The sequence below is a fragment of the Pseudomonas sp. NFXW11 genome (assembly GCF_049887815.1).
In the GTDB taxonomy this organism is placed as follows: domain Bacteria; phylum Pseudomonadota; class Gammaproteobacteria; order Pseudomonadales; family Pseudomonadaceae; genus Aquipseudomonas.
On record NZ_JAGEKI010000009.1, the window covers coordinates 102,185 to 127,839 of the forward strand.

A 25,655-nucleotide genomic window follows, 5' to 3' on the forward strand; every position below is an offset into this window, starting at 1 on the left:
AACTGCTGTGAAACTGCTGATACTCGATCGTGACGGCGTGATCAATCACGACTCCGATGCCTACATCAAATCGGTGCAGGAGTGGATTCCACTGCCCGGTGCGATCGATGCCATCGCGCAGTTGAGCAAGGCCGGCTGGACGGTGGCGATCGCCACCAACCAGTCCGGCATTGCCCGCGGCTACTACGACCTGGCCACCCTCGACGCCATGCACGCGCGCCTGCGCGAGCTGGTGGTGGAGCAGGGCGGCGAGGTTGGCCTGATCGTCTACTGCCCGCACGGCCCGGATCAAGGCTGCGCCTGCCGCAAGCCCAAGCCCGGCATGCTGCGCACCATCGCCGAGCATTACCAGGTCGATCTGCAGGGTCTATGGTTTGTCGGTGACAGTATCAGTGACCTGGAGGCTGCCAAAGCCGTCGACTGTCAGCCGGTTTTGGTCAAGACCGGAAAGGGCGAGAAGACCCTGGGCAAGACGCTGCCACTGGGCAGCTTGATTTTTGACGACCTGGCGGCCGTGGCCGCTGAACTTATCCACAATTAGGCCCTTCTGGCATCCTGACCAAGGACTGTTCGGGAGAGCGCTTTTTAACAGGCGGGCGTGCCCGCAATGGTAAATGCCGCTATGTCGATCCTGCAGGCCATCAGAACCTTTTTCTTTTACCTGCTGTTGAGCACCAGTGCCTTGCTGTGGTGTTCCCTGAGCTTTTTCATCGCGCCGTTTCTGCCGTTCAAGGCGCGCTATCGCTTTATCAATGTCTACTGGTGTCGCTGCGCGCTGTGGCTGACCAAGGTATTCCTCAACATTCGCGTGCAAGTGCAGGGAGCTGAAAACGTTCCCGAGCGTCCGTGCGTGATCGTTTCCAATCACCAGAGCACCTGGGAGACGTTCTTTCTCTCGGCCTACTTCCAGCCCTTGAGCCAGGTGCTCAAGCGCGAGCTGCTGTATGTACCGTTCTTTGGCTGGGCCATGGCCATGCTGCGGCCCATCGCCATCGACCGGGACAACCCCAAGGCCGCCCTCAAGCAAGTGGCGAGCAAGGGCGACGAGCTGCTCAAGGACAATGTCTGGGTGCTGATTTTCCCGGAAGGCACCCGGGTGCCCCATGGCCAGGTCGGCAAGTTCTCCCGCAGCGGCAGCGCCCTGGCGGTGAACGCCGAATTGCCGGTGCTGCCGGTGGCCCACAATGCCGGCAAATTCTGGCCGAAGAGCGGCTGGGCCAAACGCCCGGGCACCATTACCGTGACCATTGGCGCGCCGATGTACGCCGAAGGCAGCGGCCCACGGGCCATTGCCGAGCTCAATGACCGGGTGGCAGCTTGGAACGAACAGGCTCAACGGGATATGGGCTCATTGCCACCATTGGCAACTTCCACGGATAAGGCTGTTGTATGAGCATCTGTGGATAACCTGTGTACGAGTTTGCTCACACGGGCTGAAATTTACGTATAAATCGCTGATTTATATGCATATTTCTCAAGCTCATAAAATGTGGAAAAAGGTGCATAAGTTTTACCGCAGCAAAAAAAACCGGCCTTGATGCCGGTTTTTTTTCGCCTGGGTTACGCCGCGGATTCACTCCTCCAGCAGCGGCAGTTCGAGGATAAAACACGAGCCTTGGCCCACCACGCTCTCGCAACTGATACGACCTTGATGCCGGTCCATCACCGCCTTGACCATGGACAACCCCAGGCCCAGGCCATCGATACCCCTGGCCGAGGCGAAACGCTGGTACTGGCCGAACAGCCGGGGCAGGTCGGCCGCGGCAATGCCCTGGCCCTGGTCGCTGATCCGGCAACGCAGCCAGCCTTCGGCGCAACTCACCTGGACGCTGACGGTGGAACCTGCCGGGCTGTACTTGATGGCGTTCTCCAGCAGGTTGAACAGGGCCCGGGTCAGTAGCGACTGGTCCGCCAGGAGCATGCTCTCGTCTTCTTCGTCCAGGTCATGGACCAGCTGGATGTTCTTCAACTGGGCCAGGGTGGTGGCCTGGTCGAAGGCATCCAGCAGCAGCATGGCAAATATGCTCGGGGCGAACTGGTAGGCCTCCGACTCGGCCTTGGCCAGTTGCACGAAGGCTTCGGTCAGCGCCAGGGCCCGGCGCACTTGCTGCTCGATCTGCCCATAGACCTGCTTGGGCAACGCCGGTTGGCGGCTTTGCATGTCCAGCAGGGCAAGAATCGCCGAATGGGGGGCACGCAGGTCATGGGAGAGAAACCGCAGCAGCACGCCACGCTGCTGTTCGGCATCGCGCTCGACACTGAGGTCGGTGAGGCTCAGCAGCCAGCCGATGGCGGTGTCGCCGTCCACCGGCAGCAGCGGAGCCAGTTCCATACGCAGGCTGCGTTGCCGTATGTCGCGAAATTCCAGGGCCGGCAGCTGCGCCAGGCTTGGGTAGAGCGCCGGATCATCCAGCCCCGGATAGCCCAGGGCCGCCAGTTGCGCGAGTAGAGGCTGGCCTACCAGTGGGTGGGCGAACACCTCCCGGGCATTGCGGTTGGCCAGCAGGATCATGCCGTCCGGGTCGCTGATCAGGGTCGCCACCGGCAGGTACTCCAGGCCATCGGCGATAAAGCGTCGGGTATCCCGAGTGCGGCCCAGGGCCTGTTCCAGGGCGACTATCTGCCCTTGCAGCACATCGCCCGCCGGGATCTGGGTGCGGCGCCGTTCGGGCAGCACCTTGGGTTCGTTGTCCAGGCGCTCCAGCTCCCAGCCGAAGTAAGCCAGAATCACACTCAGCCGGCGCCAGTTCCAGATCAGGTAGGCCAGCAGCATGCCCAGCAGGCTGGCCACCGGCGACCACCAGAAACCCAGGCGCAGCATCAGCACGGCCCCCAGCAGGGCCAGACTCATGCAGCCCAGGGTCAGCCACAGGGCATGCCGCGGACGCCACAACAACAGCCCGAGCAGGGCGGCGACCAGGGCCATGGCCAACAGCATGCCCGACCACTGGCCCAGGGCAACCACGTTGCGCTGCTGCAGCAGGCCGTTGAGCAGGTTGGCCTGGATCTCCACTCCCGCGGTGGTGCCCTGGCTGCCCGATTGCGCGGTCACGTAGCGATCCCCCAGCCCCGGGGCGGTGGAGCCCACCAGAATCAGCCGATCACGCAGCAACTCCGGTGGCACCTCGCCCCGCAGCACGCTGACATAAGGCACGCTGGGAAACCCTGCAGCCTGGCTGATAAAGGGAATCCGCACCGGGTTGGCCCGCAGCCAGCCCTGGGTCACCTGGGGTTCGTCAATACCGGGCATTCGCTGCGCCAGCGGTTCGCTGGCCGTGAGCTGATAGAGCAGCCAAGTCAATTGGGCCCGGGGCGCCTGCTGCGGACCTTCGCGCAGGTAGACGCTGCGCACCGTGCCATCGACATCGGCCTCGGCATTGATATGGCCCAGGCCCCGGGCACAGTTGCGCAATAACGGTACCGGGGGGATTTCCCCCAGGTCCTGGCCGTAGCGGGCCACGCCTTCGCGCAGCACCGGCAGGAACACATTGCCGGCCCGGCACAGCGCTGCCGCCAGGCGGGTGTCGTTTTCCACAGTGCTACCGGGTTCGCTGAGGATCACATCGAACAGCACGCCCTTGGCCCCGGCGGCTGTCAGTTGGTCGAGCATCTGCCCATGCACCGCCCGTGGCCAAGGCCAGCGGCCCAGTTGCTGCAGGCTGTAGTCGTCGATGGTCACCAACAGGATGCGCGGGTCCACCGGCAGTGGGGTGAAGCGCCGCAGGTTGTCGTAGAACAGGTTGTTCAAGGCCAGGCCATGGCTCAGGGACAGCGCCGCCGTCAACGGCAGCAGCAGCAGGCTGACCCCCAGCCACTCCCTGACCAACCCGCGAAACAGGCGCTGGGCCTGGGTCGCTTCGCGGCCATCGCGCCGCGCTCGCCACAGCCTCATGGGCGGCCCGCCGGCGGCTTACTGAACACGGGTGGTTCTGGGGTAGTAGAAGATGTCATAGACCCCGGTTTCTCCTTCCAGGCCATGTTCGTCGAAGGCCGAGAGACGCACATGATAGAAAAACGCCTGTAAGCCAGTGAAGTTGACTTCCGGGGAGCTGGAGAACTGTTCCTGCTTGATGTTGAGGAAGTCCTTGTCGGTAGCCACCTGGGCCCGGTAGCGCCGGGCCCCGGGCAGCGGTTGCAGGATCAGTTGCCAGACTGGCTGCGCACCGGTGCGGCCGGCCTGCCCCAGCAAGCGCGGCGCGGCCAGCAACTCCACCGGTTTGAGTTCGCCCTGCTTGTGGATACGCAGGCCCTGGCGCGCCATCACCTGGACTTCTCCCGGCTGCGGCGCGACGGGTTTATCCACAGCCGGCTTGGGCGAACGCAGAGGCTTCTTGCCAGTCGGTTCCTCGTCGCGGTTGACCGCCACCTGGCCATTGAGCACTTCCACCAGGGACTGCTGATCGTCGTTGCGTACGCGGAAATGCGTGCCACGCACGCCAAGCACGCCTACCGGAGTGACGATCTGGAAGCGGTCATGGTCGCTCTTGCGCTTGATCACGTAGGACTCGATCTGGCCCTGCTCCAGCACCACCTGGGGAATGCCGTACTGGGCGTTGAGCAGCAAGGTGACCTGGGAACTGGATGGCAGCACCACCCGCGAACCGTCCCCCAGGGACAGGCTGACAAAGGCCGACGGCGAGGTTTTCACGCTCTCCTTTTCGTCGACGCTCATGCCTTCCTCAAGGGCCACTTCACGACCCTTGGCATCCAGCTTCCAGGCTTCGCCGGTCAGGTGCTCGACCGTGGCCGGCAGTGGCTGGCCGCGGCACTGTTGCTGGTCATCTATATAAGGCAGGCGCGGGCCGGCGGCCTGGGCACAGCACAGCGGCAACAGCACTGCCGCCAGCAGAAGCAGGGCACGGGGCAGCCGGTCGGTGAACGGAGCAGAAGGTCGGTCATTCATGGATGTGCTTTGAGCCTTTGGCGAAACCGCGGCGAAATCCTCAGCACCATACCGCAGAAAACCGCGCGCAGCGTCGTAGCATCCATGATGCATGGATGGCCTGGCAGGGCAGGGGAACGGGCAGGGCAGGAGAGGGTGACACGTCCCTGTGTCGGGACCAGGGCCACTGTCCGCCCGGTCCAGAGTCCTGAGGAGGCACTCCTTGTATTCCCCTTCAATCCGGCACGCAGGCGTGCCCGATCCCGCCAGCCTGGCGGTTGACACTCCCTGTGTCGGAGCACTTCCAGGTGCCCCCGTGTGCCACTCAGCGGGAAGCAATGTAACGCCGGCATGGCAGCCACGACGCTTTTGCAATATTTATTCAGAATCATCCCAGGCTTTCCTAAAACACCCAGCGCGGTGCGGCCTGCTGCTGGCTGAAGGGCAGCGCGGTTCGCCCAATCACCGCGTCATCGTCCAGGGTCAACGTGGCTTCACTGCTCACTGGCAGCATCGTCGTCGGGTAGTTTGGCCCGCTGTCGACCTGGCAGCAGGACGCGGTCGTCCCGTGCATCGCGCTGGCACTTATCCCCAGATACGCCGCTAACATCAGGCTGAACAGGCGCAGCGGATCATCGCCGCTGAACAGTGTGTGAAGCGCGACCTGGCTTTTCCTGAGCATGTTCCCCATGGTCCTTTTCCTTGCGTGTGCGAGCCGGTATCGTGCCGCTGCAACAGCCTGGCGGCTCCAGTGCTCCTGGTGCGCTACCGGCTATTTGATATCAGCGTACCGAGGGCGCAGGCGCCTTGGAGCAATTCGCCACAATTGTTCAGATTCAGGGGCGCAGCCTAAACTTGTCCACAGCCGCAGGCGTGCAAGCCCCGCTCCGGCGCCCTTCTCGAACCTTAAGGAACTGCCTCGCATGCGTGTCGCGATACTGGATGACGAACCCGCAGAACTGGCGCGGGTGGAACAGACACTGCGAGAAATTCCCGGCCCCGGCGAACAGCCCTGGACCCTGCACAGCTTCCAGCGCAGCGAGGACCTGCTGCGGCAACTGCGACGGGAAACCTTCGACCTGCTGATTCTCGACTGGCAGGTGCCGGAGATGAGCGGCCTGGCCCTGCTGCGCTGGACTCGGGAGCATATGGACGCGCCGCCGGCAGCCATCATGCTCACCAGCCGCGATGCCGAGAGCGATATCGTCCAGGCCCTGAACACCGGCGCCGACGACTACCTGAGCAAGCCGTTCAGGCCCAATGAGCTCAAGGCCCGGGTCAACGCGGTGCTGCGGCGCAATGGCCTGCAGCGCAACCCCAGCGAAGAGCTGCTGACCTTCAACGACCTGAGCTTCGACGATGCCGAGCTGACCGTGACCCGCGCCGGCGCGCCCATCAGCCTGACCGAGCGCGAGTACCGCCTGGCGCGCTGCCTGTTCGCCAACCTGGGCCGGCCACTGTCCCGGGAATACCTCTACGAGCGTTTCTGGACCCACGAGGAAATCCTCTCCTCGCGGCCCCTGGACACCCATATCTACCGCTTGCGCAACAAGCTGGGGCTGACCGCCGATCGCGGCTGGCAGTTGCTGACCATCTACGGCTACGGCTACCGCCTGGAAAGCGTGGCGCCGAGCGCGGCGGACTGACCCTCAGTCCTGGACATCGTCCTGCTGCCAGACATCCTCGTAGCCCTCGCGGTCGATGATGAAGCGGGCATGGGTAGGCAGGCCAAGGTAGTCCAGGGCCTGGGGCAGCAGTTCGGCCAGGTGATAGCTGTGCAGCGGCTGGTAGAAGTCCAGGTCTTGCCGGTGTTCTCCGCAGTGGATGAACCAGCTGATGTTGCCATTTTCCGGCAGCACGATACGGCAGCCGTAGATGGGCGACTGGCCCAGCGTACCCTGGGCCAGCGCCACCAGTTCCTCCGGAGCCTGGAAGGGCAGGTCATGGCGGGCACACAGCTGTCTCTGGCGGGCCTCGATGGCGTCGGAGGTCATTTCATTCACAGAATTCATGCCACCAATCCAGCAGGGTTTCGTCTTCGGGGTCTTCGAAATTCTTGTAGACGTTGGAGTAGTACCACTCCACCCCGCTCTTTTCCCGGAAGCGGTTGAACACCTCGGCAATCTTGCCCCGGCCATTGCGCGCCGGCACGCTGAGGGTCAGGTTGCCCTTGTAGCGTCCATCGAGCATGCCTCCCAGTTTCGAGCGGACCTCTTGATCCAGCTCGTTGATCAACGCCTGGGGGATTTCATCGGCATACAGGTGGATACAGAAGTTGCCACCACGCTTGAGCACCTCGGCGGGGGCCTGGGGGTCGCGGATGGCGATCACATCGCCCTTGGCCAGGTTCAGGGTCAGCCCGGGGCAATACAGCACTTCGTACACATCCTGCTCGATGGGGCGTACGTGCAGGGGCTCATACACCGGTCTGGTGCGCCTTCTATCAGCCACTACCTTGATCACCATTTCCTGCTGGTCCACGTCCATACGGTTGTCGATCCTGTCGTCATGCATTGAAGAGGAGGGGGATTCTACCTGGGCCTGAGCGCCGGCGAAAAAAAAGGCCAACGCAATGCGTTGGCCTTTTTCGTGGCAGCGATCCGCGGATCAGAAGTCCAGGTTGGACACCGCCAGGGCATTGCTTTCGATAAAGTCGCGACGTGGCTCGACCGCATCCCCCATCAGGGTGTTGAAGATCTGGTCGGCGGCGATGGCGTCTTCCACGGTGACCTTGAGCATGCGGCGCATGGTCGGGTCCATGGTGGTTTCCCACAGCTGCTCCGGGTTCATCTCGCCCAGACCCTTATAGCGCTGGATGGTGTGACGCTTGGTGCTTTCGGCCATCAGCCAGTCCAGGGCTTCCTTGAACTCGGTCACCGACTTCTTGCGCTCGCCACGCTGCACGTAGGCGCCTTCGTCCAGCAGGGTGCTCAGTTGCGCGCCCAGGGAAACCACGGTCTTGTAGTCGTTGCTGCCGAAGAAGTCGCGGTTGAAGGTGACGTAGTTGGACAGGCCATGGGAGATCAGCTCGACTTCCGGCAGCCACAGGTTACGCTCGCGGTCTTCACGCAGGCTGGCCTTGTACACCAGGCCCGACTTCTCGGAATTGCGCAGGCGAGCATCGTACTTGGCCAGCCAATCCTGCATGGCGGCGTGATCGGACAACTGCTCCAGGCTCACCGCCGGCAGGTAGATGAAGTGCTCGGTCAGCTCCTGCGGGTACAGGCGCGACAGGCGCTTGAGGGTCTTCATCACCATGCGGAAATCGTTGACCAGGCGCTCCAGGGCCTCGCCGGAAATGCCCGGGGCCTCGTCGTTCAGGTGCAGGCTGGCATCTTCCAGGGCCGACTGGGTCATGTAGTCTTCCATGGCCTCGTCGTCCTTGATGTACTGCTCCTGCTTGCCTTTCTTGACCTTGTACAGCGGTGGCTGGGCAATGTAGATGTAGCCGCGCTCGATCAGCTCCGGCAGCTGCCGGAAGAAGAAGGTCAGCAGCAGGGTACGGATGTGCGAACCGTCGACGTCAGCATCGGTCATGATGATGATGTTGTGATAACGCAGCTTGTCGATGTTGTACTCTTCGCGGCCGATACCACAGCCCAGCGCGGTGATCAGGGTGCCAACCTCTTGCGAGGAGATCATCTTGTCGAAGCGCGCCTTCTCGACGTTGAGGATCTTGCCCTTGAGCGGCAGGATCGCCTGGGTACGACGGTTGCGTCCCTGCTTGGCGGAACCGCCAGCAGAGTCACCTTCCACCAGGTACAGCTCGGACAGGGCCGGGTCCTTTTCCTGGCAGTCCGCCAGTTTGCCCGGCAGGCCGGCGATATCCAGGGCGCCTTTGCGGCGGGTCATCTCACGGGCCTTGCGCGCCGCTTCACGGGCACGGGCGGCATCGAGCATCTTGCCCACCACCAGCTTGGCTTCGTTGGGGTTCTCCAGCAGGAAGTCGGAGAAGTACTTGCCCATTTCCTGTTCGACCGCGGTCTTCACTTCGGAAGACACCAGCTTGTCTTTGGTCTGGGAGCTGAACTTCGGATCCGGCACTTTCACCGAGATGATCGCGGTCAGGCCTTCCCGAGCGTCGTCACCGGTGGTGGCGACTTTGTGCTTCTTGGCCAGGCCTTCCTGCTCGATGTAGTTGTTCAGGTTACGGGTCAGGGCCGAACGGAAGCCCACCAGGTGGGTGCCGCCATCGCGCTGTGGAATGTTGTTGGTGAAGCACAACAGGTTCTCGTTGAAGCTGTCGTTCCACTGCAGGGCGACTTCCACGCCAATGCCGTCTTCACGCTGGATGTTGAAGTGGAACACCTGGTTGACCGCAGTCTTGTTGGTGTTCAGGTATTCAACGAATGCACGCAGGCCGCCTTCGTACTTGAACAGCTCTTCCTTGCCGCTGCGTTCATCCTTGAGGATGATGCCGACACCGGAGTTGAGGAAGGACAGTTCACGAATCCGCTTGGCCAGGACATCCCAGCTGAAATGGATGTTCTTGAAGGTTTCCGCCGAAGGCTTGAAGTGGATCTGGGTACCGGTGGTTTCGCTGTCGCCAACGATCTTCATCCGCTCTTGCGGTACACCGTGGACATAGGTCTGTTCCCAGATCTTGCCGCTGCGGCGCACGGTGAGGATCAGTTCCTCGGACAGCGCGTTCACTACCGACACACCCACGCCGTGCAGACCGCCGGAGACCTTGTAGGAGTTGTCGTCGAACTTACCGCCGGCGTGGAGCACGGTCATGATGACCTCTGCCGCCGAAACGCCTTCTTCTTTATGCACATCCACCGGGATACCGCGACCGTTGTCGCGCACGGTGATGGATTCGTCCGGGTGGATGATGACGCTGATGTCGTCGCAATGACCGGCCAGAGCTTCGTCGATGGAGTTGTCGACCACCTCGAACACCATGTGGTGCAGACCGCTGCCGTCATCGGTGTCACCAATGTACATACCGGGACGTTTGCGCACGGCATCCAAACCTTTCAGCACCTTGATGCTGTTCGAGTCGTACGTATTTTCTTCGCTCATGCCTTCACTCCCGATGGTCGTGGGTCTGGGTGATACGGCCTTGTTCCACGTGGAACAAAGCAACTGGCGTTTCCGTCTGCCAGCCTTCCCTCAATAATTCGTGGTCTACACAGGTGATGAACACCTGGCAGCGTAAGTCTTCCAACAAGCGACAAAGTGCGCGGCGATGCTGCTCGTCCAGTTCGGACGGCAAGTCATCCACCAGATAAATACACTGCCCGCGGCGGGCCTGGCTGACCAGGTGCCCCTGGGCGATGCGCAAGGCACAGACCACCAGCTTCTGCTGGCCACGGGACAAGATGTCCGCGGCGTTGTGTCCGCCAAGACGCAGACGCAAATCAGCACGCTGGGGGCCGGCCTGGGTATGACCCATCTGCTGATCACGGTGCAGGGCGGCGGCGAGCACTTCACTGAGCTCCCGGTCCTTGTCCCAACCACGGTAATAACTAAGCGTCAGGCCCTCGAGCTGCAACAGTTCGCTCAAGGTCCGCTCAAAGACTGGTTTCAAGGCTTTGATGTAAGCGCGGCGGTATTCATCGATTTCAGCGCTGGCCTGACACAGTTCCCGGTCCCAGGCCGCTTGCGAAGCGGCGTCAAGTGTACCATGCCGCAGCCATGAGTTCCGCTGCCGCAGGGCCTTCTGCAAGCGCTGCCAGGTGGACATGAAGCGTGGTTCCACATGGAACACTCCCCAATCCAGGAACTGCCGACGGATCTTCGGCGCGCCTTCCAGTAGGCGAAAGCTGTCGGGGTTGATCAGTTGCAAGGGCAGGATTTCCGCCAGTTGCGCCGCGCTACGGGCGTTCTGTCCGTCGATGCGGATCTGGAATTCACCCTGGCGATCCCGGGAAATGCCCAGGTTGCTGTGGCCGCCCTCAGCCAGCTCGACCTGGCCGAACACGGTGCAGGCCAGTTGCTCGTACTGGATCACCGGCAACAGCCGGGCACTGCGGAACGAGCGCGCCAACCCCAGCAGGTGGATGGCTTCCAGCACACTGGTCTTGCCGCTGCCGTTGGCACCGTAGAGAAGGTTGATGCGGGGAGAGGGGGAGAAGGTCACCGGGTGCAGATTGCGCACCGCGGTGACCGAGACGCGACTGAGGGACATCTAGCTTCTGCTGAAGGTTACAGGCGCATCGGCATGACAACGTAGGCCGAGTCGTCGTTGTCGGATTCCTGCACCAGCGCACTGCTGTTGGAGTCGGACAGGATCAGGCGAACCTGTTCGGTGGTCATCACCCCCAGCACGTCCAGCAGGTAGCTGACGTTGAAGCCGATTTCCAGCGAGCCGCCGTTGTATTCCACGCCCACTTCTTCTTCCGCTTCTTCCTGCTCCGGGTTGTTGGCCTGGATCTTCAACTGACCGCTGGCCAGTTGCAGACGGATGCCGCGGTACTTCTCGTTGGACAGGATCGCGGTACGGCTGAAGGCTTCGCGCAGGGCCTGGCGATCACCGAGCACCAGCTTGTCACCGCCTTTTGGCAGCACGCGCTCGTAGTCCGGGAACTTGCCGTCCACCAGCTTGGAGGTGAAGGTGAATTCGCCAGTGGTGGCGCGGATATGGTGCTGGCCCAGGACGATGCTGACATTGCCATCAGGTTCGGTGAGCAGGCGTGCCAGTTCCAGGATGCCTTTGCGCGGCACAATGACCTGGTGACGGTCCGGCTGGCCGATATCCGCCTGCATCGAGCACATGGCCAAACGGTGACCATCGGTGGCAACGGCGCGGATGATTCCGGCGGACACTTCCAACAGCATGCCATTGAGGTAGTAGCGCACGTCCTGCTGGGCCATGGCGAAGCTGGTGCGTTCGATCAGGCGGCGCAGCTTGCTCTGCTCCAGCTGGCAGGTCAGCGAACCCGGGCCTTCTTCCACGGTGGGGAAGTCGTTGGCCGGCAGGGTCGACAGGGTGAAGCGGCTACGGCCGGCCTTCACCACCAACTTCTGCTCGTCGACCTTGATGTCGATCAGCGCGTCGTTGGGCAGGCTCTTGCAGATGTCCATCAGCTTGCGCGCGGGAACGGTGATTTCCCCCGGCTCTGCCGGCTCTTCGAGTTGCACGCGACCGACCAGTTCGACTTCCAGGTCGGTACCGGTCAGCGACAGTTGCTGGCCTTCGACAACCAGCAGCACGTTGGAAAGTACCGGCAAGGTCTGACGACGTTCGACGACGCCGGCGACCAGTTGCAGGGGTTTCAACAGGGCTTCGCGTTGAATGGTGAAATGCATGGTCTAGTCCCTTGCCTTAATAAGCTGCGTTGGAGTCATCAAGTGGTCAGAGTACGCAGCAGGTTCTTGTAGTCCTCGCGGATGTCCGCGTCGGATTCCTTAAGTTCATTGATCTTGCGGCAGGCGTGCAGCACCGTGGTGTGGTCGCGGCCGCCGAACACATCGCCGATTTCCGGCAGGCTGTGGTTGGTCAGTTCCTTGGACAGGGCCATGGCCACCTGACGCGGACGGGCCACCGAACGCGAACGTCGCTTGGACAGCAGATCGGAGATCTTGATCTTGTAGTACTCGGCGACGGTGCGCTGGATGTTATCCACAGACACCAGCTTGTCCTGCAGGGCCAGCAGGTCCTTCAGGGATTCGCGAATCAGCTCGATGGTGATGTCGCGGCCCATGAAGTGCGAGTGGGCGATAACCCGCTTCAGCGCGCCTTCCAGCTCGCGGACGTTGGAACGAATGCGCTGGGCAATGAAGAACGCCGCATCGTGAGGCAGCTCGACCTTGGCCTGGTCGGCCTTCTTCATCAGGATCGCCACCCGGGTTTCCAGCTCCGGCGGCTCGACCGCCACCGTCAGGCCCCAGCCGAAGCGGGACTTGAGGCGCTCTTCCAGGCCTTCGATTTCCTTCGGATAACGGTCGCTGGTGAGAATCACCTGCTGGCCGCCTTCCAGAAGGGCGTTGAAGGTGTGGAAGAACTCTTCCTGGGAACGCTCCTTGCGGGCGAAGAACTGGATATCGTCGATCAACAGAGCATCCACCGAACGGTAGAAGCGCTTGAATTCATTGATGGCGTTGAGCTGCAAGGCCTTGACCATATCCGCCACGAAGCGCTCGGAATGCAGGTACACGACCTTGGCATTCGGGTTCTTCTTCAATAGGTGGTTACCCACGGCATGCATCAAGTGGGTCTTACCCAAGCCGACGCCGCCATACAGGAACAGCGGGTTGTAGCCATGCTTGGGGTTGTCTGCCACTTGCCAGGCCGCAGCGCGGGCCAGCTGGTTGGACTTGCCCTCGACGAAGTTCTCGAAGGTGAAGGTGCGGTTCAGGTAGCTGGTGTGCTTGAGCGCACCTTCCACCTGCACGGTGCGCTGCTCGGCGCGTACCGGCGCCTGCTGCGAACTGGCGCCCGCCATCGGGTCGAAGCTGTCACGAGAGGGTTCTTCGCTGACCTCGGCGGCCTTCTGCGCAGCGGCCTTCTTCGCCGGGGCAGGAGCAGGTGCCGCCTGTGCCGGGACAGGTGCGGCCGCAGCGGCCTGGGCCTGCAGTGCTTGCGAGGCGGCAGCCGCCAGCGGGGCATTCGGCGCAGCGCGAGGTGCCGAACTGCGTTTGCTGCCTATTAATAAGGAAAGAACCGGCGCCATGCCGTTGCCGTGTTCATCCAGCAGCTCGAGCACGCGACCCAGGTACTTTTCATTGACCCAATCGAGAACGAAACGATTGGGTGCGTAAACACGCAACTCGTCGCCTTCGGCTTCGACCTGTAGTGGACGGATCCAGGTGTTGAATTGCTGGGCAGGCAGCTCATCACGCAGAAGCTCTACGCACTGCTGCCAAAGTTCCACTGACACGGATATCCCCTGAGTTGAAAGCCGGTGAGGCAAAAACAAGCGGCCATTGTAGCGATCAGCCGTCCACTTATCCACATGTAGCGTGCCCTCAGAGCACTAAGAATCAACGTCTTACCCCGAATAAACACGACCAATGGTATGTGCATAAGCTCTGTGGATAACCACGCTTGAGGGGGTTGTACAACTCGGGGCGAAACTCGGTGGATAACTCGCCTGTGGATAACAGCGCATTCCACACACAGCTTTTCCGCGGGTACGGCACAGGCAGGACACCGTTTCTCAACCGTGTTGTCATTCTCTGTACAGTACGGATTAGAAGGCCTTGAGCCAGTTATCCACAGAAGAGGCCGAGCCTAGCCTTTATAAACGTTTCAAAAAAGCTTTAAATACTTTCCTTCTTTATTTTTATGTTTGCCGGTCCCTGGTTAACAAGACGCGGGCGGACATACATAGATAAAGGAAACCTTGGTTGGAAATTGACCTAGAGGCTTGCTTTCTCTAGAATCGCCGGTCTCTTAAAACGGGGGCCATTCCGGCCCGTTGTGGACGAACCAGGTAACACGACATGAAACGTACTTTCCAACCAAGCACTATCAAACGCGCTCGTACCCACGGTTTCCGTGCTCGCATGGCTACCAAGAACGGCCGCGCCGTCCTGTCGCGTCGTCGCGCCAAAGGTCGTGCGCGTCTGGCCGTTTGATAATCCGGCACTGGAGGTGAGTCAGGACTTCAGTCGGGAAAAGCGTCTGCTTACACCCCGGCACTTCAAGGCAGTCTTTGACTCCCCTACCGGCAAGGTTCCGGGGAAGAATCTCCTGCTCCTTGCACGCAACAATGACCTTGATCACCCCCGTCTGGGGCTCGTGATCGGGAAAAAAAGCGTGAAACTCTCTGTTGAGCGCAATCGCCTCAAGCGTCTGATGCGCGAATCGTTTCGCCTCCACCAGGACTCACTGGTCGGATGGGATATCGTCATCGTCGCGCGTAAAGGTTTGGGCGATGTAGAAAACCCCGAATTGATTCAGCATTTCGGCAAGCTCTGGAAACGCCTGGCGCGCAACAAGCCGGCACCAGCAGTTCCATCCGAAACTGTAGGGGTAGACAGTCCCGATGCGTAAACTGGCCCTCGTTCCGATCCAGTTTTACCGCTATGCCATTAGTCCTCTGATGGCCGATCACTGTCGTTTCTACCCCAGTTGTTCCTGCTACGCGTTGGAAGCCATCGAAACTCATGGCGTTCTGCGCGGCGGCTGGCTGACCTTTCGTCGTTTAGGTCGCTGTCATCCGTGGAATGCCGGTGGTTATGACCCGGTTCCACCTATCCCTACCTCCCGTTCTTCTTCGATGGCCGAGTAATCATGGATATCAAACGCACGATCCTGATCGTCGCCCTGGCAATCGTGTCCTACGTCATGGTTCTTAAATGGAACCAGGATTATGGCCAGGCTGCCCTGCCGACTCAGAATGTTGCTTCCAGCACGACCACCCCGGGTTTGCCGGATTCGCCAACTGGCGCTGCTGCTGCCAACGACGACATTCCGCGCGCGGCAAGCGATACCGCTGCACCCGCTGAAGCGCCGGTTGCTGCCAGCAAAGATCTCATCCAGATCAAGACCGATGTCCTGGACCTGGCAGTCGATCCACAAGGTGGGGATATCGCGCAACTGCGTTTGCCACTGTATCCACGTCGTCAGGACCACCCGGAAATTCCTTTCCAGCTGTTCGATAACGGCAACGAGCGCACCTACCTGGCGCAAAGTGGCCTGATCGGCAGCAACGGTCCGGACGCCAGCCCGGTTGGTCGTCCGATCTACTCCTCGGAGAAGAAAAGTTATCAACTGGCTGACGGTCAGGACCAACTGGTGGTCGACCTGAAGTTCAGCAAGGACGGCGTCAACTACATCAAGCGTTTCACCCTGAAACGTGGCCTGTATGACATCACCGTTTCCTACGTGATCGACAACGAAAGCGCGCAACCATGGACCGGTTCCATGTTTGCCCAGCTCAAGCGCGACGCCAGTTCCGATCCGTCTTCGAGCACCGCTACCGGCACCGCGACCTACCTGGGCGCCGCCCTGTGGACAAGTTCCGAGCCGTACAAAAAAGTGTCCATGAAGGACATGGACAAGGTGAACGAGGACAAATCCAAGGCCCCGATCACTGAAAGCGTCCAGGGTGGCTGGGTTGCCTGGCTGCAGCACTACTTCGTGACGGCCTGGATTCCGCCAAAAGGCGAGAACAACCAGGTTCTGGCGCGCAAGGACAGCAAAGGCAACTACATCATCGGCTACACCGGCCCTTCGATGACCGTTGCTCCAGGTGCCAAGGCCGAAACCAGCGCCATTCTGTACGCCGGTCCGAAAAGCCAGGCAGTACTCAAGGAGTTGTCTCCAGGTCTGGAACTGACCGTGGACTACGGCTTCCTGTGGTTTATCGCCCAACCTATCTTCTGGCTGCTGCAACATATCCACAGCCTGGTGGGTAACTGGGGCTGGTCGATCATTTTCCTCACCATGCTGATCAAGGGGATCTTCTTCCCACTGTCGGCCGCCAGCTACAAGTCCATGGCGCGCATGCGTGCAGTGGCTCCGAAACTGGCCGCGCTCAAGGAAAAATTCGGCGACGATCGCCAGAAAATGTCCCAGGCGATGATGGAGCTGTACAAGAAGGAGAAGATCAATCCACTGGGCGGCTGCTTGCCGATCCTGGTGCAGATGCCGGTCTTCCTGTCCTTGTACTGGGTACTCCTGGAAAGCGTGGAAATGCGCCAGGCACCGTTCATGCTGTGGATTACCGACCTGTCGATCAAGGATCCGTTCTTCATCCTGCCGATCATCATGGGCGCCACCATGTTCATCCAGCAGCAACTGAACCCTACGCCTCCGGATCCGATGCAGGCCAAGGTGATGAAAATGATGCCGATCATCTTCACCTTCTTCTTCCTCTGGTTCCCGGCCGGTCTGGTGCTGTACTGGGTAGTGAACAACTGCCTGTCGATCGCCCAACAGTGGTACATCACACGCAAGATCGAAGCCGCTACCAAGAAAGCAGCTGCCTGACCTACGCTGTGGATAACCACACAAGACGCCCCCTAGTGGGGCGTTTTGCTATCTGTCACTTTTGTCTGGATCTCGGGTTATGACCGTCCCTCGTGAAACCATCGCCGCCATTGCCACTGCCCAGGGTCGTGGAGGCGTGGGCATCGTCCGTATCTCCGGCCCTCTGGCGGCGAGCGCTGCCCAGGCCATCAGTGGCCGCGAGTTGAAGCCGCGGTTCGCCCATTACGGCCCGTTCCGCGACCAGCAGGGCGAGGTTCTGGATGAAGGCATTGCCCTGTATTTCCCCGGGCCCAACTCCTTCACCGGCGAAGATGTGCTGGAACTCCAGGGGCACGGCGGCCCGGTGGTACTCGACATGCTGCTGCAGCGCTGCCTGGAACTGGGCTGCCGCCTGGCCCGTCCCGGAGAGTTCAGCGAACGCGCCTTCCTCAACGACAAGCTCGACCTGGCCCAGGCCGAAGCCATCGCCGACCTGATCGAGGCCAGTTCCGCACAGGCTGCGCGCAATGCCCTGCGCTCGCTGCAGGGTGCGTTCTCGCAGCGTGTGCATAACTTGACCGAGCAGCTGATTGCCTTGCGCATCTACGTCGAGGCGGCGATCGATTTTCCCGAGGAGGAAATCGACTTTCTCGCCGATGGCCACGTGCTGGGCATGCTCGATGGGGTACGCGCCGAGTTATCCACAGTGCTGCGCGAAGCCGGGCAAGGCGCCTTGCTCCGTGATGGCATGACCGTGGTGATCGCCGGCCGGCCGAATGCTGGCAAGTCCAGCCTGCTCAATGCCCTGGCCGGGCGCGAGGCGGCGATTGTCACCGATATCGCCGGCACCACCCGGGATGTGCTGCGTGAACATATCCACATCGATGGCATGCCGTTGCATGTGGTGGACACCGCAGGCCTGCGGGATACCGAGGACCAGGTGGAGCGGATTGGCGTCGAACGGGCGCTCAAGGCCATCAATGAAGCCGACCGGGTGCTGCTGGTGGTGGACGCCAGTGCCGCGGAAGCGGCGGACCCTTTCGCCCTGTGGCCGGAATTTCTCGAACAGCGCCCGGACCCGGCCAAGGTCACGCTGATTCGCAACAAGGCCGATCTGACCGGTGAGCCCATCGCCCTGCAAACCTGTGACGACGGCCACGTCACCATCAGCCTCAGCGCCATGGCCGCCGGCACCGGGCTCGAGCTGTTGCGCGAGCATCTGAAGGCCTGCATGGGTTATGAACAGACCTCCGAAAGCAGCTTCAGCGCCCGGCGCCGACACCTGGAAGCCTTGCACCATGCCAGCACCGCCCTGGAACACGGCCGTTCGCAGCTGACCCTGGCCGGTGCCGGCGAGCTGCTGGCCGAGGATCTGCGCCAGGCCCAGCAAGCGCTGGGGGAAATCACCGGGGCCTTCAGTTCCGACGATCTGCTGGGGCGGATCTTCTCCAGCTTCTGCATCGGCAAGTAGCCGTGGCCGCGCCCGGGTTATCCACAACCCGGGCGCCGGCATTTCACGCCAGGGGCAGGCAGATCCGCGTTTGCAGCTGTGCCGGCGGGGTGCTGCGCGGATCGTTCACATACTCCTCGAACATCGGAAAGTCCGCGGTGTTCAGCCCGCTGTCCGGCAACCATTGCGAGAACATCCAGGCATAGGCCTTGCCCATCTCGTTGTAAGGGCCGACATGGGTCAGCACTGCATGCCGCCCAGCGGGGATCGCGAAGCGTTGCAGTTCATCGCCCAGTTCGGCATCCGCAGCCACCACCACCCCGGCCAGTGAACGCAGCTGTTCAAGCGGGACCTGCTCGGGATCGTTGAAGTACACGCCGAAGCCGCGACTATCTGGGCCCATCAGCCCACGGCTGGCGGCCAGCATGAATACACGGGTGAATACCGGGCCGATTTCCTGGTAGGAGCCCTGATGGGTCAGGGTGGCCAGGGTGATGGCAGGAAGGGTTTCGATGCTGATGGGGTACATGGCTTGCTCCTCAGGGTCGTAAGGACGGGAACTCTGTGTGCGATAGCGCCCGGGCGGCAGCCCGAAGACGCTGGAGAATGCACGGTTGAAGGCGGCCCCCGATTCGTACCCCGCACGCATGGCGACATCGGCCAGGGAATCCTGGCTTTCAGCCAGCGCCGCAGCGGCCAGGTGCATGCGCAGCCGTTGCACCGTGGCGTTCAGCGTTTCTCCCAGCATGGCGCGGTAAATCCGATGGAAGTGGTACGCCGACATGCAGGCCAGGTCCGCCAGGTGGTGCAGATCCGGATCGCTGTCGGCATGGCTGGCCAGCCACCGCAGCACCGGCTCCAGACGCTGGGCATAGTGGATTCGGGTTTCAGGTTTCATGGGGCCTCCTTGGCGTTCCACTGTAGCGATGGCGGATTTGCAGATTTTGCGATTTTTCCTGCGGCTCGGCGTTACCTTTGTGCCCTTTGCAGAATATCGGCGCTGCAGCTGCGGCCATGAGTAACAGAGAAACTGTACAAAGCCGCCCGTTTTCCTGGAGTTATCCACAATAACCCGGGGTTTCCGCTGTTTTTGCCTCTGGTCCCTGATTTGCATCCCGATCAATGTACAGGCTTGTACAGCCGAGGAAATCCACCTCGACTAAACGCCTGGGCCGGCTGTGGACGCCGGCTGGTCCCGATGAACCTGCATTCAAGGAACAGACAATGGCTAACGCGGGCTCTGCTTTACACCGTGGCCTGAGCACCCGGCACATCCGCTTCATCGCCCTGGGCTCGGCCATCGGCACCGGGTTGTTCTACGGTTCGGCGGCGGCTATCCAGAGGGCCGGCCCCTCGGTGCTGCTGGCCTATCTGATTGGTGGCGCGGCCATCTACCTGACCATGCGCGCCCTGGGCGAGATGGCGGTCAGAACGCCGGTATCCGGCTCCTTCGGGCATTACGCCAGCCAGTATCTTGGGCGCTATGCCGGGTTTCTGACCGGCTGGAGCTACGCCTTCTCGATGCTGATGGTGTGCCTGGCGGACGTCACCGCCTTTGGCCTCTACATGGGCCTGTGGTTTCCCGATACCCCCAGGTGGATCTGGGTACTGAGCATTGTCCTCGGCATCGCGGCCTTGAACCTATGCAACGTGCGGGTGTTTGGCGAGCTGGAGTTCTGGCTGTCGCTGCTCAAGGTCTGCGCCATCCTCGCCATGATAGTTGGCGGCTTTACCTTGCTGTTCTTCGGCATTCGCCTGGGAGAGGGGCAGGGCAGCGTGGGCCTGGCCAATCTCTGGGAATACGGCGGTTTCTTCCCCAATGGGCTGGAGGGCATGATCGCCTCCTTCACCATTGTCATGTTCGCTTTCGGCGGGATCGAGGTGATCGGCATTACCGCCGGCGAGGCCAAGGACCCACAACGGATGATTCCCAAGGCCATCAACTCGGTGCCGCTGCGCATCCTGATCTTCTATGTGCTGACCCTGCTGGTGTTGTTGATGCTGCTGCCCTGGTCGAGCGTCGGCAGCCAGGGCAGCCCGTTCGTGCAGATATTCAGCAGCCTGGGGATAGATTCGGCGGCTACCCTGTTGAACATCGTGGTGATCTCGGCGGTGGTGTCGGCGATCAACAGCGACATCTTCAGTGCCGGGCGCATGCTCTACGGCATGGCCGCCATTGGCCAGGCGCCCAGGGTCTTCGCCAGCACCTCGCGTTCCGGGGTGCCCTGGATGACGGTGCTGGTGATGTCGCTGGCGCTGTTGTTCGGGGTGCTGCTCAACTACTGGGTTCCGGAGGAACTGTTCCTGATCTTCGCCTCGCTGGTGACCTTTTCGGTGGTCTGGGTCTGGTTGATGATTCTGCTGTCGCAGATGGCCATGCGTCGTGGCATGAGCGCAGCGCAGATCCGCGAGCTGCAGTTCCCGGTGCCGTTGGGCCCGGCTGCTCAGCTTGGCGCGGTGATCTTCATGCTGTTTATCTTCGCCGTGCTGGGGGCCTTCGCCGATACCCGCCTGGCGCTGTATGTGGGAGTGGGCTGGCTGGCACTGCTGTCGCTGGCCTACTGGATATGGATCAGACCGAGTGACCTGGACCAGGCCTCCGGTATTCAGACTCAGCACAAGGGATAACGCCATGCGCTCATATCAACTGCCGCTCGCCACACTCAAGGCCTTCCAGCGTGACGGTGCGGTGTGCATCCGCCAATTGTTCAACCCCGACGAGGTGGCCTTGCTGGAACAGGGCATCGAACACAACCTGGCGCGCCCCAGCGAGCGGGCCAAGGTCGCCAGTCGTCCGGACGATCCGGGCTGGTTTTTCGAGGACTTCTGCAACTGGCAGGAAAACCCGGCTTATCGGCGTTTTATCTTCGACAGCCGGGTTGGCCATGTGGCCGCGCAGTTGATGGGTTGTGCACAGGCCCGGCTGTATCACGACCACCTGCTGGTCAAGGAACCCAATACCCGGCAGCGCACGCCCTGGCATCAGGATCAGCCCTATTACAACGTCGAAGGACGGCAGAACTGCAGCATGTGGATGCCGGTGGACCCGGTCACCCGGGAGTCGACCCTGGAATTCGTTGCCGGCTCGCACCTGGGGCCCTGGTTGATGCCGCGAACCTTTCTCGACCACCAGGCCAAGTGGTTCCCCGAAGGCAGCCTGGCGGACCTGCCCGATATAGAAGCCGATCGGGGCGCGTGGAACATACTTGGTTGGGAGCTGCAGCCTGGCGATGCGGTGTTTTTCCACATGCTGACCCTGCATGCCTCCGGTGGTGTGGGCGGTGATCGCCGGCGCCGAGCCTTTTCCCTGCGTTTTCTCGGCGAGGACATGCGTCATGCCCCGCGCCCTTGGCGTACCTCGCCGGAATTTCCCGGCTTGAGGGAGCAGTTGCCCGCCGATGCCCCTCTGGAACATGAGCTGTTTCCACAGCTCTGGCCCATCTAAGGCGTTTTATCCACAAAACGCCTTGATGCATCCGCCCCCCTGTGGACAAACAGGGGCATCGGATTCCCGCACAGCAGAATCAGACTTATCCGATATTTCCCCCTGCAAAAGCGGACCACCATCGCCGGTTGCTGCAATTTGGTGGGCCTGCGTGCAGCCGCTGGGCATGCCCGGATGAAACAGTCGCCGGCCAGTGTATGAACCTTAGGTTAGGGAAGGTGTTTATGCGCTTCAGTCGTAGCTTTGTAGCCCTGGGCCTGGTCCTCGCATGCCAGGGCCTGATGGCTCAACCCTCTGCCGAACGACCATCGACGATCGAGCGCGACAAGGTCTTCGAGCAGGCCAGTCGGGTCGCCGTGACGGGTCCTGCCAGTATCGAGTTGCTGGGCAAGGCGACCCTGGAGCTGGCACAGGACTATGTATTCGTCGGGCCTCCGCACGCTTTCCAGGTGTTGCATTCCCTGGACCCGACGGCAGTGGCCTCGGAAGTGCTGGGCCTGGTGTTTCCCAAGGATCACGGCCAGCACTGGCTGGTTTCCGTGGACCTTCCCGACCCCAAGGGCAGCGCCTATGACGCCCGCCATGTGCAGGTTGCCACGGCCGAAGGCCAGGGCCTGGACGCCCTGCAATCCTCAGGCTGGATCCACGATTCCACTATTGAAACAAGAAACCCGATCATTGCGCTGCTGCAGGGCAACCACGGTATCGACAGGCCCTTTGTCCTGAGCCTCACCGCAACAGCGCAGGGTAGTGAGGTAGGGCAACTGCACGCGCAGAAATTGGCGGATGCCTTTGCCTATCGGCATATGGATGCCCTGGAACGCGGGAACCTGCTGCTGAAAAAGTACTGGGTAGCCCTGGCCGCCTTGCTGCTGGCGCTGAGCTGGTGGGTTCAGGCACGCCTGACTCGCAGCACCACCTGAATACCCGCTGATTGTTTTCCACAGACAGGCCGTTGCGACGGTCTGTCCTTCCTGGTTGATCGTTTTGTCGCAGTACTGCTTCGACGGAGTGCTTTGTGGTGGGCGTTGGTTCGACCCAGGGGGCGATTTTCTGTGGATTAAGCCCTGTGAATAACTGCCCTTCAGCTCCGTTGATAAACGGGCTTGGATCCTGAGGAAAACCCACCCTGTGGATAACCACCCCATTCATCCACAGGTTTAAATCGGTTATCCAAGGGCCTTATTGCCACCTAATCACAGAGTTTAAAATCTCTGTACACATTGAATGTAAAGGGCTGTAGCAATCTATCCACAGAAAGGTCGAGGCATAAGAATAAACATAAAAACAAGGTTTTATTAAATTTCTCTCTCTTTATTTCTTTTGTCTGTGATTCATCCACAGCTGGTTAAATTTTGTGCAAAGGGTTCTTTAGAAAGGGCGAAGTCCCTATACTTGCCGCCTTGGTCCAAAAACCAACCCGACAACTACTCCTAATTACTCCTACTTGAAGCAGGCACGAGGTGCGTGGTGGATTTCCCTTCCCGTTTTGAAGTGATCGTCATCGGCGGCGGTCATGCCGGTACCGAGGCAGCACTTGCATCAGCACGCATGGGGGTTAAAACCCTGTTGCTGACGCATAACGTGGAAACCCTCGGTGCCATGAGCTGCAATCCGGCGATTGGCGGCATTGGCAAGAGCCATCTGGTCAAGGAAATCGATGCCCTGGGCGGCGCGATGGCCATGGCTACCGATAAAGGTGGTATTCAGTTTCGCGTGCTTAACAGCCGCAAAGGTCCGGCTGTACGCGCAACCCGGGCTCAGGCCGACCGCATTCTGTACAAGGCGGCGGTGCGCGAGATTCTCGAGAACCAGCCCAACCTGTGGATATTCCAGCAGGCTGCCGATGACCTGATCGTCGAGCAGGACCAGGTACGGGGTGTGGTCACCCAGATGGGCCTGCGGTTCTTCGCCGATTCGGTGGTGCTGACCACCGGCACCTTCCTCGGTGGACTTATCCACATCGGCATGCAGAACTTCTCCGGCGGGCGCGCCGGTGATCCACCGTCGATTGCCCTGGCCCATCGCCTGCGCGAACTGCCGCTGCGAGTCGGTCGCCTGAAAACCGGTACCCCTCCGCGTATCGACGCGCGTTCCGTGGATTTCTCGGTGATGACCGAGCAGCCGGGCGATACGCCGATTCCGGTGATGTCGTTCCTCGGTTCCAAGGAACAGCATCCACGGCAGGTCAGCTGCTGGATCACCCATACCAACGCCCGGACCCACGAGATCATTGCCTCGAACCTCGATCGTTCGCCGATGTATTCCGGGGTGATCGAAGGCATTGGCCCGCGCTATTGCCCGTCGATCGAAGACAAGATCCATCGCTTTGCCGACAAGGAAAGTCATCAGGTGTTCATCGAGCCCGAAGGCCTGACCACCCATGAGCTGTATCCGAACGGGATATCCACATCCCTGCCATTCGATGTGCAGTTGCAAATCGTGCAGTCGATCCGCGGCATGGAAAACGCCCATATCGTGCGTCCGGGCTATGCCATCGAATACGACTATTTCGACCCGCGGGACCTGAAATACAGCCTGGAAACCAAGGCCATCGGCGGTCTGTTCTTCGCCGGCCAGATCAACGGCACCACAGGCTACGAAGAGGCCGGGGCCCAGGGATTGTTGGCCGGAGCCAACGCCGCATTGCGCGCCCAGGGCAAGGACAGCTGGTGCCCGCGTCGCGACGAGGCCTATATCGGCGTGCTGGTGGACGACCTGATTACCCTGGGAACCCAGGAACCCTACCGGATGTTTACGTCCCGGGCGGAATACCGGCTGATCCTGCGGGAAGACAACGCCGATCTGCGCCTGACCGAAAAAGGCCGCGAATTGGGCCTGGTGGATGACGTGCGCTGGGCCGCCTTTTGCAAGAAACGCGAAGGCATTGCCCTGGAAGAGCAGCGTTTGAAATCTACCTGGGTTCGTCCCGGAACCGAGCAGGGCGATGCCATTGCGGAAAAATTCGGCACGCCGCTGACCCACGAGTACAACCTGCTGAACCTGCTGAGCCGTCCGGAAATCGACTACGCTGGCCTGGTGGAAGTGACAGGCCAGGGCGCGGAAGATCCACAGGTCGCGGAACAGGTCGAGATCAAGACCAAGTACGCCGGCTACATCGATCGCCAGCAGGACGAAATTGCCCGTCTGCGGGCCAGTGAAGACACCAAATTGCCTGTGGATATCGATTACACGGGGATTTCCGGGCTGTCCAAGGAAATCCAGAGCAAGCTCGGCGCCACTCGTCCGGAAACCCTGGGCCAGGCTTCACGCATCCCGGGTGTGACCCCCGCAGCCATTTCCCTGTTGATGATTCACCTGAAAAAACGCGGCGCTGGCCGTCAGTTGGAGCAAAGCGCTTGAGTTCATTGGTCACCTCGCAACACGCGGATGAATTATCCACAGGCGCGCGCCAGCTTGGCGTCGAACTGAGCGCGAACCAGCACGAGCAACTGCTGGGTTACCTGGCCCTGTTGATCAAATGGAACCAGGCCTACAACCTGACCGCGGTGCGCGATCCGGACGAAATGGTTTCGCGGCACCTGCTCGACAGCCTGAGCGTGATGTCCTTCATCGACAACGGCCGCTGGCTGGATGTTGGCAGTGGCGGCGGGATGCCCGGCATCCCCTTGGCCATCCTGTTTCCCGAGTCCCAGGTCACCTGCCTGGACAGCAATGGCAAGAAGACCCGCTTCCTGACCCAGGTCAAACTCGAACTCAAACTGGATAACCTGCAAGTTATCCACAGCCGGGTCGAAGCCTTCACGCCTGAACAGCCATTCAACGGGATCATTTCCCGGGCATTCAGCAGCATGGAGAACTTCACCAACTGGACCCGCCACCTCGGCGACCGCGATACCCGCTGGCTGGCAATGAAGGGCGTCCATCCCTCGGATGAGCTGTTAGCATTGCCGGCAGACTTCCACCTCGATAGCGAACACGCCTTGGCCGTACCCGGTTGCCAAGGCCAACGCCATCTGCTGATACTGCGCCGCACGGCATGATTGGGAACACA

The 25,655-nt window shown here is 61.0% G+C and carries 23 protein-coding genes; 13 read left to right on the forward strand and 10 right to left on the reverse strand.

Annotated features, from left to right (window positions below; translation table 11 throughout):
- The first annotated feature begins 7 nt into the window (after nucleotides 1-7).
- Nucleotides 8-541 (forward strand): D-glycero-beta-D-manno-heptose 1,7-bisphosphate 7-phosphatase, encoded by a 534-nt coding sequence (gene gmhB / locus J4P02_RS15860; protein ID WP_426191855.1) that lies wholly within the window; start codon nucleotides 8-10, stop codon nucleotides 539-541.
- A gap of 81 nt (nucleotides 542-622) precedes the next feature.
- A complete protein-coding gene (locus J4P02_RS15865; protein WP_426191857.1) occupies nucleotides 623-1,393 on the forward strand; it encodes a lysophospholipid acyltransferase family protein in 771 nt (256 codons plus the stop codon).
- Between the two features lie 180 nt (nucleotides 1,394-1,573).
- Here J4P02_RS15865 and J4P02_RS15870 read toward each other — a convergent pair whose 3' ends face one another.
- The 3 genes from J4P02_RS15870 to J4P02_RS15880 form a co-directional block, all read right to left on the reverse strand.
- Nucleotides 1,574-3,892 (reverse strand): CHASE2 domain-containing protein, encoded by a 2,319-nt coding sequence (locus J4P02_RS15870; RefSeq protein WP_426191859.1) that lies wholly within the window; start codon nucleotides 3,890-3,892, stop codon nucleotides 1,574-1,576.
- Between the two features lie 18 nt (nucleotides 3,893-3,910).
- A complete protein-coding gene (locus J4P02_RS15875) occupies nucleotides 3,911-4,903 on the reverse strand; it encodes a FecR family protein (RefSeq protein WP_426191861.1) in 993 nt (330 codons plus the stop codon).
- Nucleotides 4,904-5,285: 382 nt separating this feature from the next.
- Complete coding sequence (locus J4P02_RS15880) at nucleotides 5,286-5,573, reverse strand: hypothetical protein (RefSeq protein ID WP_426191863.1); 288 nt, start codon at nucleotides 5,571-5,573, stop codon at nucleotides 5,286-5,288.
- Nucleotides 5,574-5,805: 232 nt separating this feature from the next.
- Between J4P02_RS15880 and J4P02_RS15885 the strand changes: the two genes are divergently transcribed.
- Nucleotides 5,806-6,528, forward strand: a complete 723-nt coding sequence (locus J4P02_RS15885) for a response regulator transcription factor (RefSeq protein ID WP_426191865.1) — start codon at nucleotides 5,806-5,808, stop codon at nucleotides 6,526-6,528.
- A gap of 3 nt (nucleotides 6,529-6,531) precedes the next feature.
- Here J4P02_RS15885 and J4P02_RS15890 read toward each other — a convergent pair whose 3' ends face one another.
- The 6 genes from J4P02_RS15890 to dnaA form a co-directional block, all read right to left on the reverse strand.
- On the reverse strand, nucleotides 6,532-6,894 hold the full coding sequence (locus tag J4P02_RS15890; protein ID WP_426191867.1) for an immunity protein Imm33 domain-containing protein: 363 nt from the start codon (nucleotides 6,892-6,894) through the stop codon (nucleotides 6,532-6,534).
- Nucleotides 6,878-7,369 carry a DUF4265 domain-containing protein gene (locus J4P02_RS15895; RefSeq protein ID WP_426191869.1) on the reverse strand — a complete coding sequence of 164 codons (492 nt, stop codon included), beginning with the start codon at nucleotides 7,367-7,369 and terminating at the stop codon, nucleotides 6,878-6,880. The genes J4P02_RS15890 and J4P02_RS15895 overlap by 17 nt, the downstream gene beginning before the upstream one ends.
- Before the next feature lie 120 nt (nucleotides 7,370-7,489).
- Nucleotides 7,490-9,907: a DNA topoisomerase (ATP-hydrolyzing) subunit B gene (gene gyrB / locus J4P02_RS15900; protein WP_426191871.1), complete on the reverse strand. Its 2,418-nt coding sequence runs from the start codon at nucleotides 9,905-9,907 to the stop codon at nucleotides 7,490-7,492.
- 4 nt (nucleotides 9,908-9,911) lie between these two features.
- Complete coding sequence (gene recF / locus J4P02_RS15905) at nucleotides 9,912-11,015, reverse strand: DNA replication/repair protein RecF (RefSeq protein ID WP_426191873.1); 1,104 nt, start codon at nucleotides 11,013-11,015, stop codon at nucleotides 9,912-9,914.
- A 17-nt stretch (nucleotides 11,016-11,032) separates the two neighbouring features.
- On the reverse strand, nucleotides 11,033-12,136 hold the full coding sequence (dnaN, locus tag J4P02_RS15910; protein WP_023967688.1) for a DNA polymerase III subunit beta: 1,104 nt from the start codon (nucleotides 12,134-12,136) through the stop codon (nucleotides 11,033-11,035).
- A 38-nt stretch (nucleotides 12,137-12,174) separates the two neighbouring features.
- Complete coding sequence (gene dnaA, locus J4P02_RS15915; RefSeq protein WP_426191875.1) at nucleotides 12,175-13,707, reverse strand: chromosomal replication initiator protein DnaA; 1,533 nt, start codon at nucleotides 13,705-13,707, stop codon at nucleotides 12,175-12,177.
- A gap of 565 nt (nucleotides 13,708-14,272) precedes the next feature.
- Here dnaA and rpmH point away from each other — a divergent pair.
- From rpmH to mnmE, 5 genes are all read left to right on the forward strand, one after another.
- Nucleotides 14,273-14,407: a 50S ribosomal protein L34 gene (rpmH, locus tag J4P02_RS15920; protein WP_003213577.1), complete on the forward strand. Its 135-nt coding sequence runs from the start codon at nucleotides 14,273-14,275 to the stop codon at nucleotides 14,405-14,407.
- 16 nt (nucleotides 14,408-14,423) lie between these two features.
- Nucleotides 14,424-14,825 carry a ribonuclease P protein component gene (gene rnpA / locus J4P02_RS15925; RefSeq protein ID WP_426191877.1) on the forward strand — a complete coding sequence of 134 codons (402 nt, stop codon included), beginning with the start codon at nucleotides 14,424-14,426 and terminating at the stop codon, nucleotides 14,823-14,825.
- On the forward strand, nucleotides 14,818-15,063 hold the full coding sequence (gene yidD / locus J4P02_RS15930) for a membrane protein insertion efficiency factor YidD (protein WP_426191879.1): 246 nt from the start codon (nucleotides 14,818-14,820) through the stop codon (nucleotides 15,061-15,063). Before rnpA ends, yidD begins: the two co-directional genes overlap by 8 nt.
- Before the next feature lie 2 nt (nucleotides 15,064-15,065).
- Nucleotides 15,066-16,766, forward strand: coding sequence for a membrane protein insertase YidC (gene yidC, locus J4P02_RS15935; RefSeq protein WP_426191881.1), 1,701 nt, complete (start codon nucleotides 15,066-15,068; stop codon nucleotides 16,764-16,766).
- 79 nt (nucleotides 16,767-16,845) lie between these two features.
- On the forward strand, nucleotides 16,846-18,216 hold the full coding sequence (gene mnmE, locus J4P02_RS15940; protein WP_426191883.1) for a tRNA uridine-5-carboxymethylaminomethyl(34) synthesis GTPase MnmE: 1,371 nt from the start codon (nucleotides 16,846-16,848) through the stop codon (nucleotides 18,214-18,216).
- A 43-nt stretch (nucleotides 18,217-18,259) separates the two neighbouring features.
- Here the strand turns inward: mnmE and J4P02_RS15945 are convergent, their stop codons facing one another.
- Complete coding sequence (locus J4P02_RS15945; RefSeq protein ID WP_426191885.1) at nucleotides 18,260-19,093, reverse strand: AraC family transcriptional regulator; 834 nt, start codon at nucleotides 19,091-19,093, stop codon at nucleotides 18,260-18,262.
- A 326-nt stretch (nucleotides 19,094-19,419) separates the two neighbouring features.
- Between J4P02_RS15945 and J4P02_RS15950 the strand changes: the two genes are divergently transcribed.
- The 5 genes from J4P02_RS15950 (at nucleotide 19,420) to rsmG (ending at nucleotide 25,644) form a co-directional block, all read left to right on the forward strand.
- A complete protein-coding gene (locus J4P02_RS15950; RefSeq protein WP_426191887.1) occupies nucleotides 19,420-20,823 on the forward strand; it encodes an amino acid permease in 1,404 nt (467 codons plus the stop codon).
- Nucleotides 20,824-20,827: 4 nt separating this feature from the next.
- Nucleotides 20,828-21,640, forward strand: a complete 813-nt coding sequence (locus J4P02_RS15955; protein ID WP_426191889.1) for a phytanoyl-CoA dioxygenase family protein — start codon at nucleotides 20,828-20,830, stop codon at nucleotides 21,638-21,640.
- Nucleotides 21,641-21,864: 224 nt separating this feature from the next.
- The gene (locus J4P02_RS15960) at nucleotides 21,865-22,563 is read left to right on the forward strand and encodes a hypothetical protein (protein WP_426191891.1); all 699 of its coding nucleotides are present in this window, start codon (nucleotides 21,865-21,867) and stop codon (nucleotides 22,561-22,563) included.
- Nucleotides 22,564-23,110: 547 nt separating this feature from the next.
- Nucleotides 23,111-25,003 (forward strand): tRNA uridine-5-carboxymethylaminomethyl(34) synthesis enzyme MnmG, encoded by a 1,893-nt coding sequence (gene mnmG, locus J4P02_RS15965; RefSeq protein ID WP_426191893.1) that lies wholly within the window; start codon nucleotides 23,111-23,113, stop codon nucleotides 25,001-25,003.
- Nucleotides 25,000-25,644, forward strand: a complete 645-nt coding sequence (gene rsmG, locus J4P02_RS15970) for a 16S rRNA (guanine(527)-N(7))-methyltransferase RsmG (RefSeq protein ID WP_426191895.1) — start codon at nucleotides 25,000-25,002, stop codon at nucleotides 25,642-25,644. Before mnmG ends, rsmG begins: the two co-directional genes overlap by 4 nt.
- Nucleotides 25,645-25,655 lie beyond the last annotated feature (11 nt).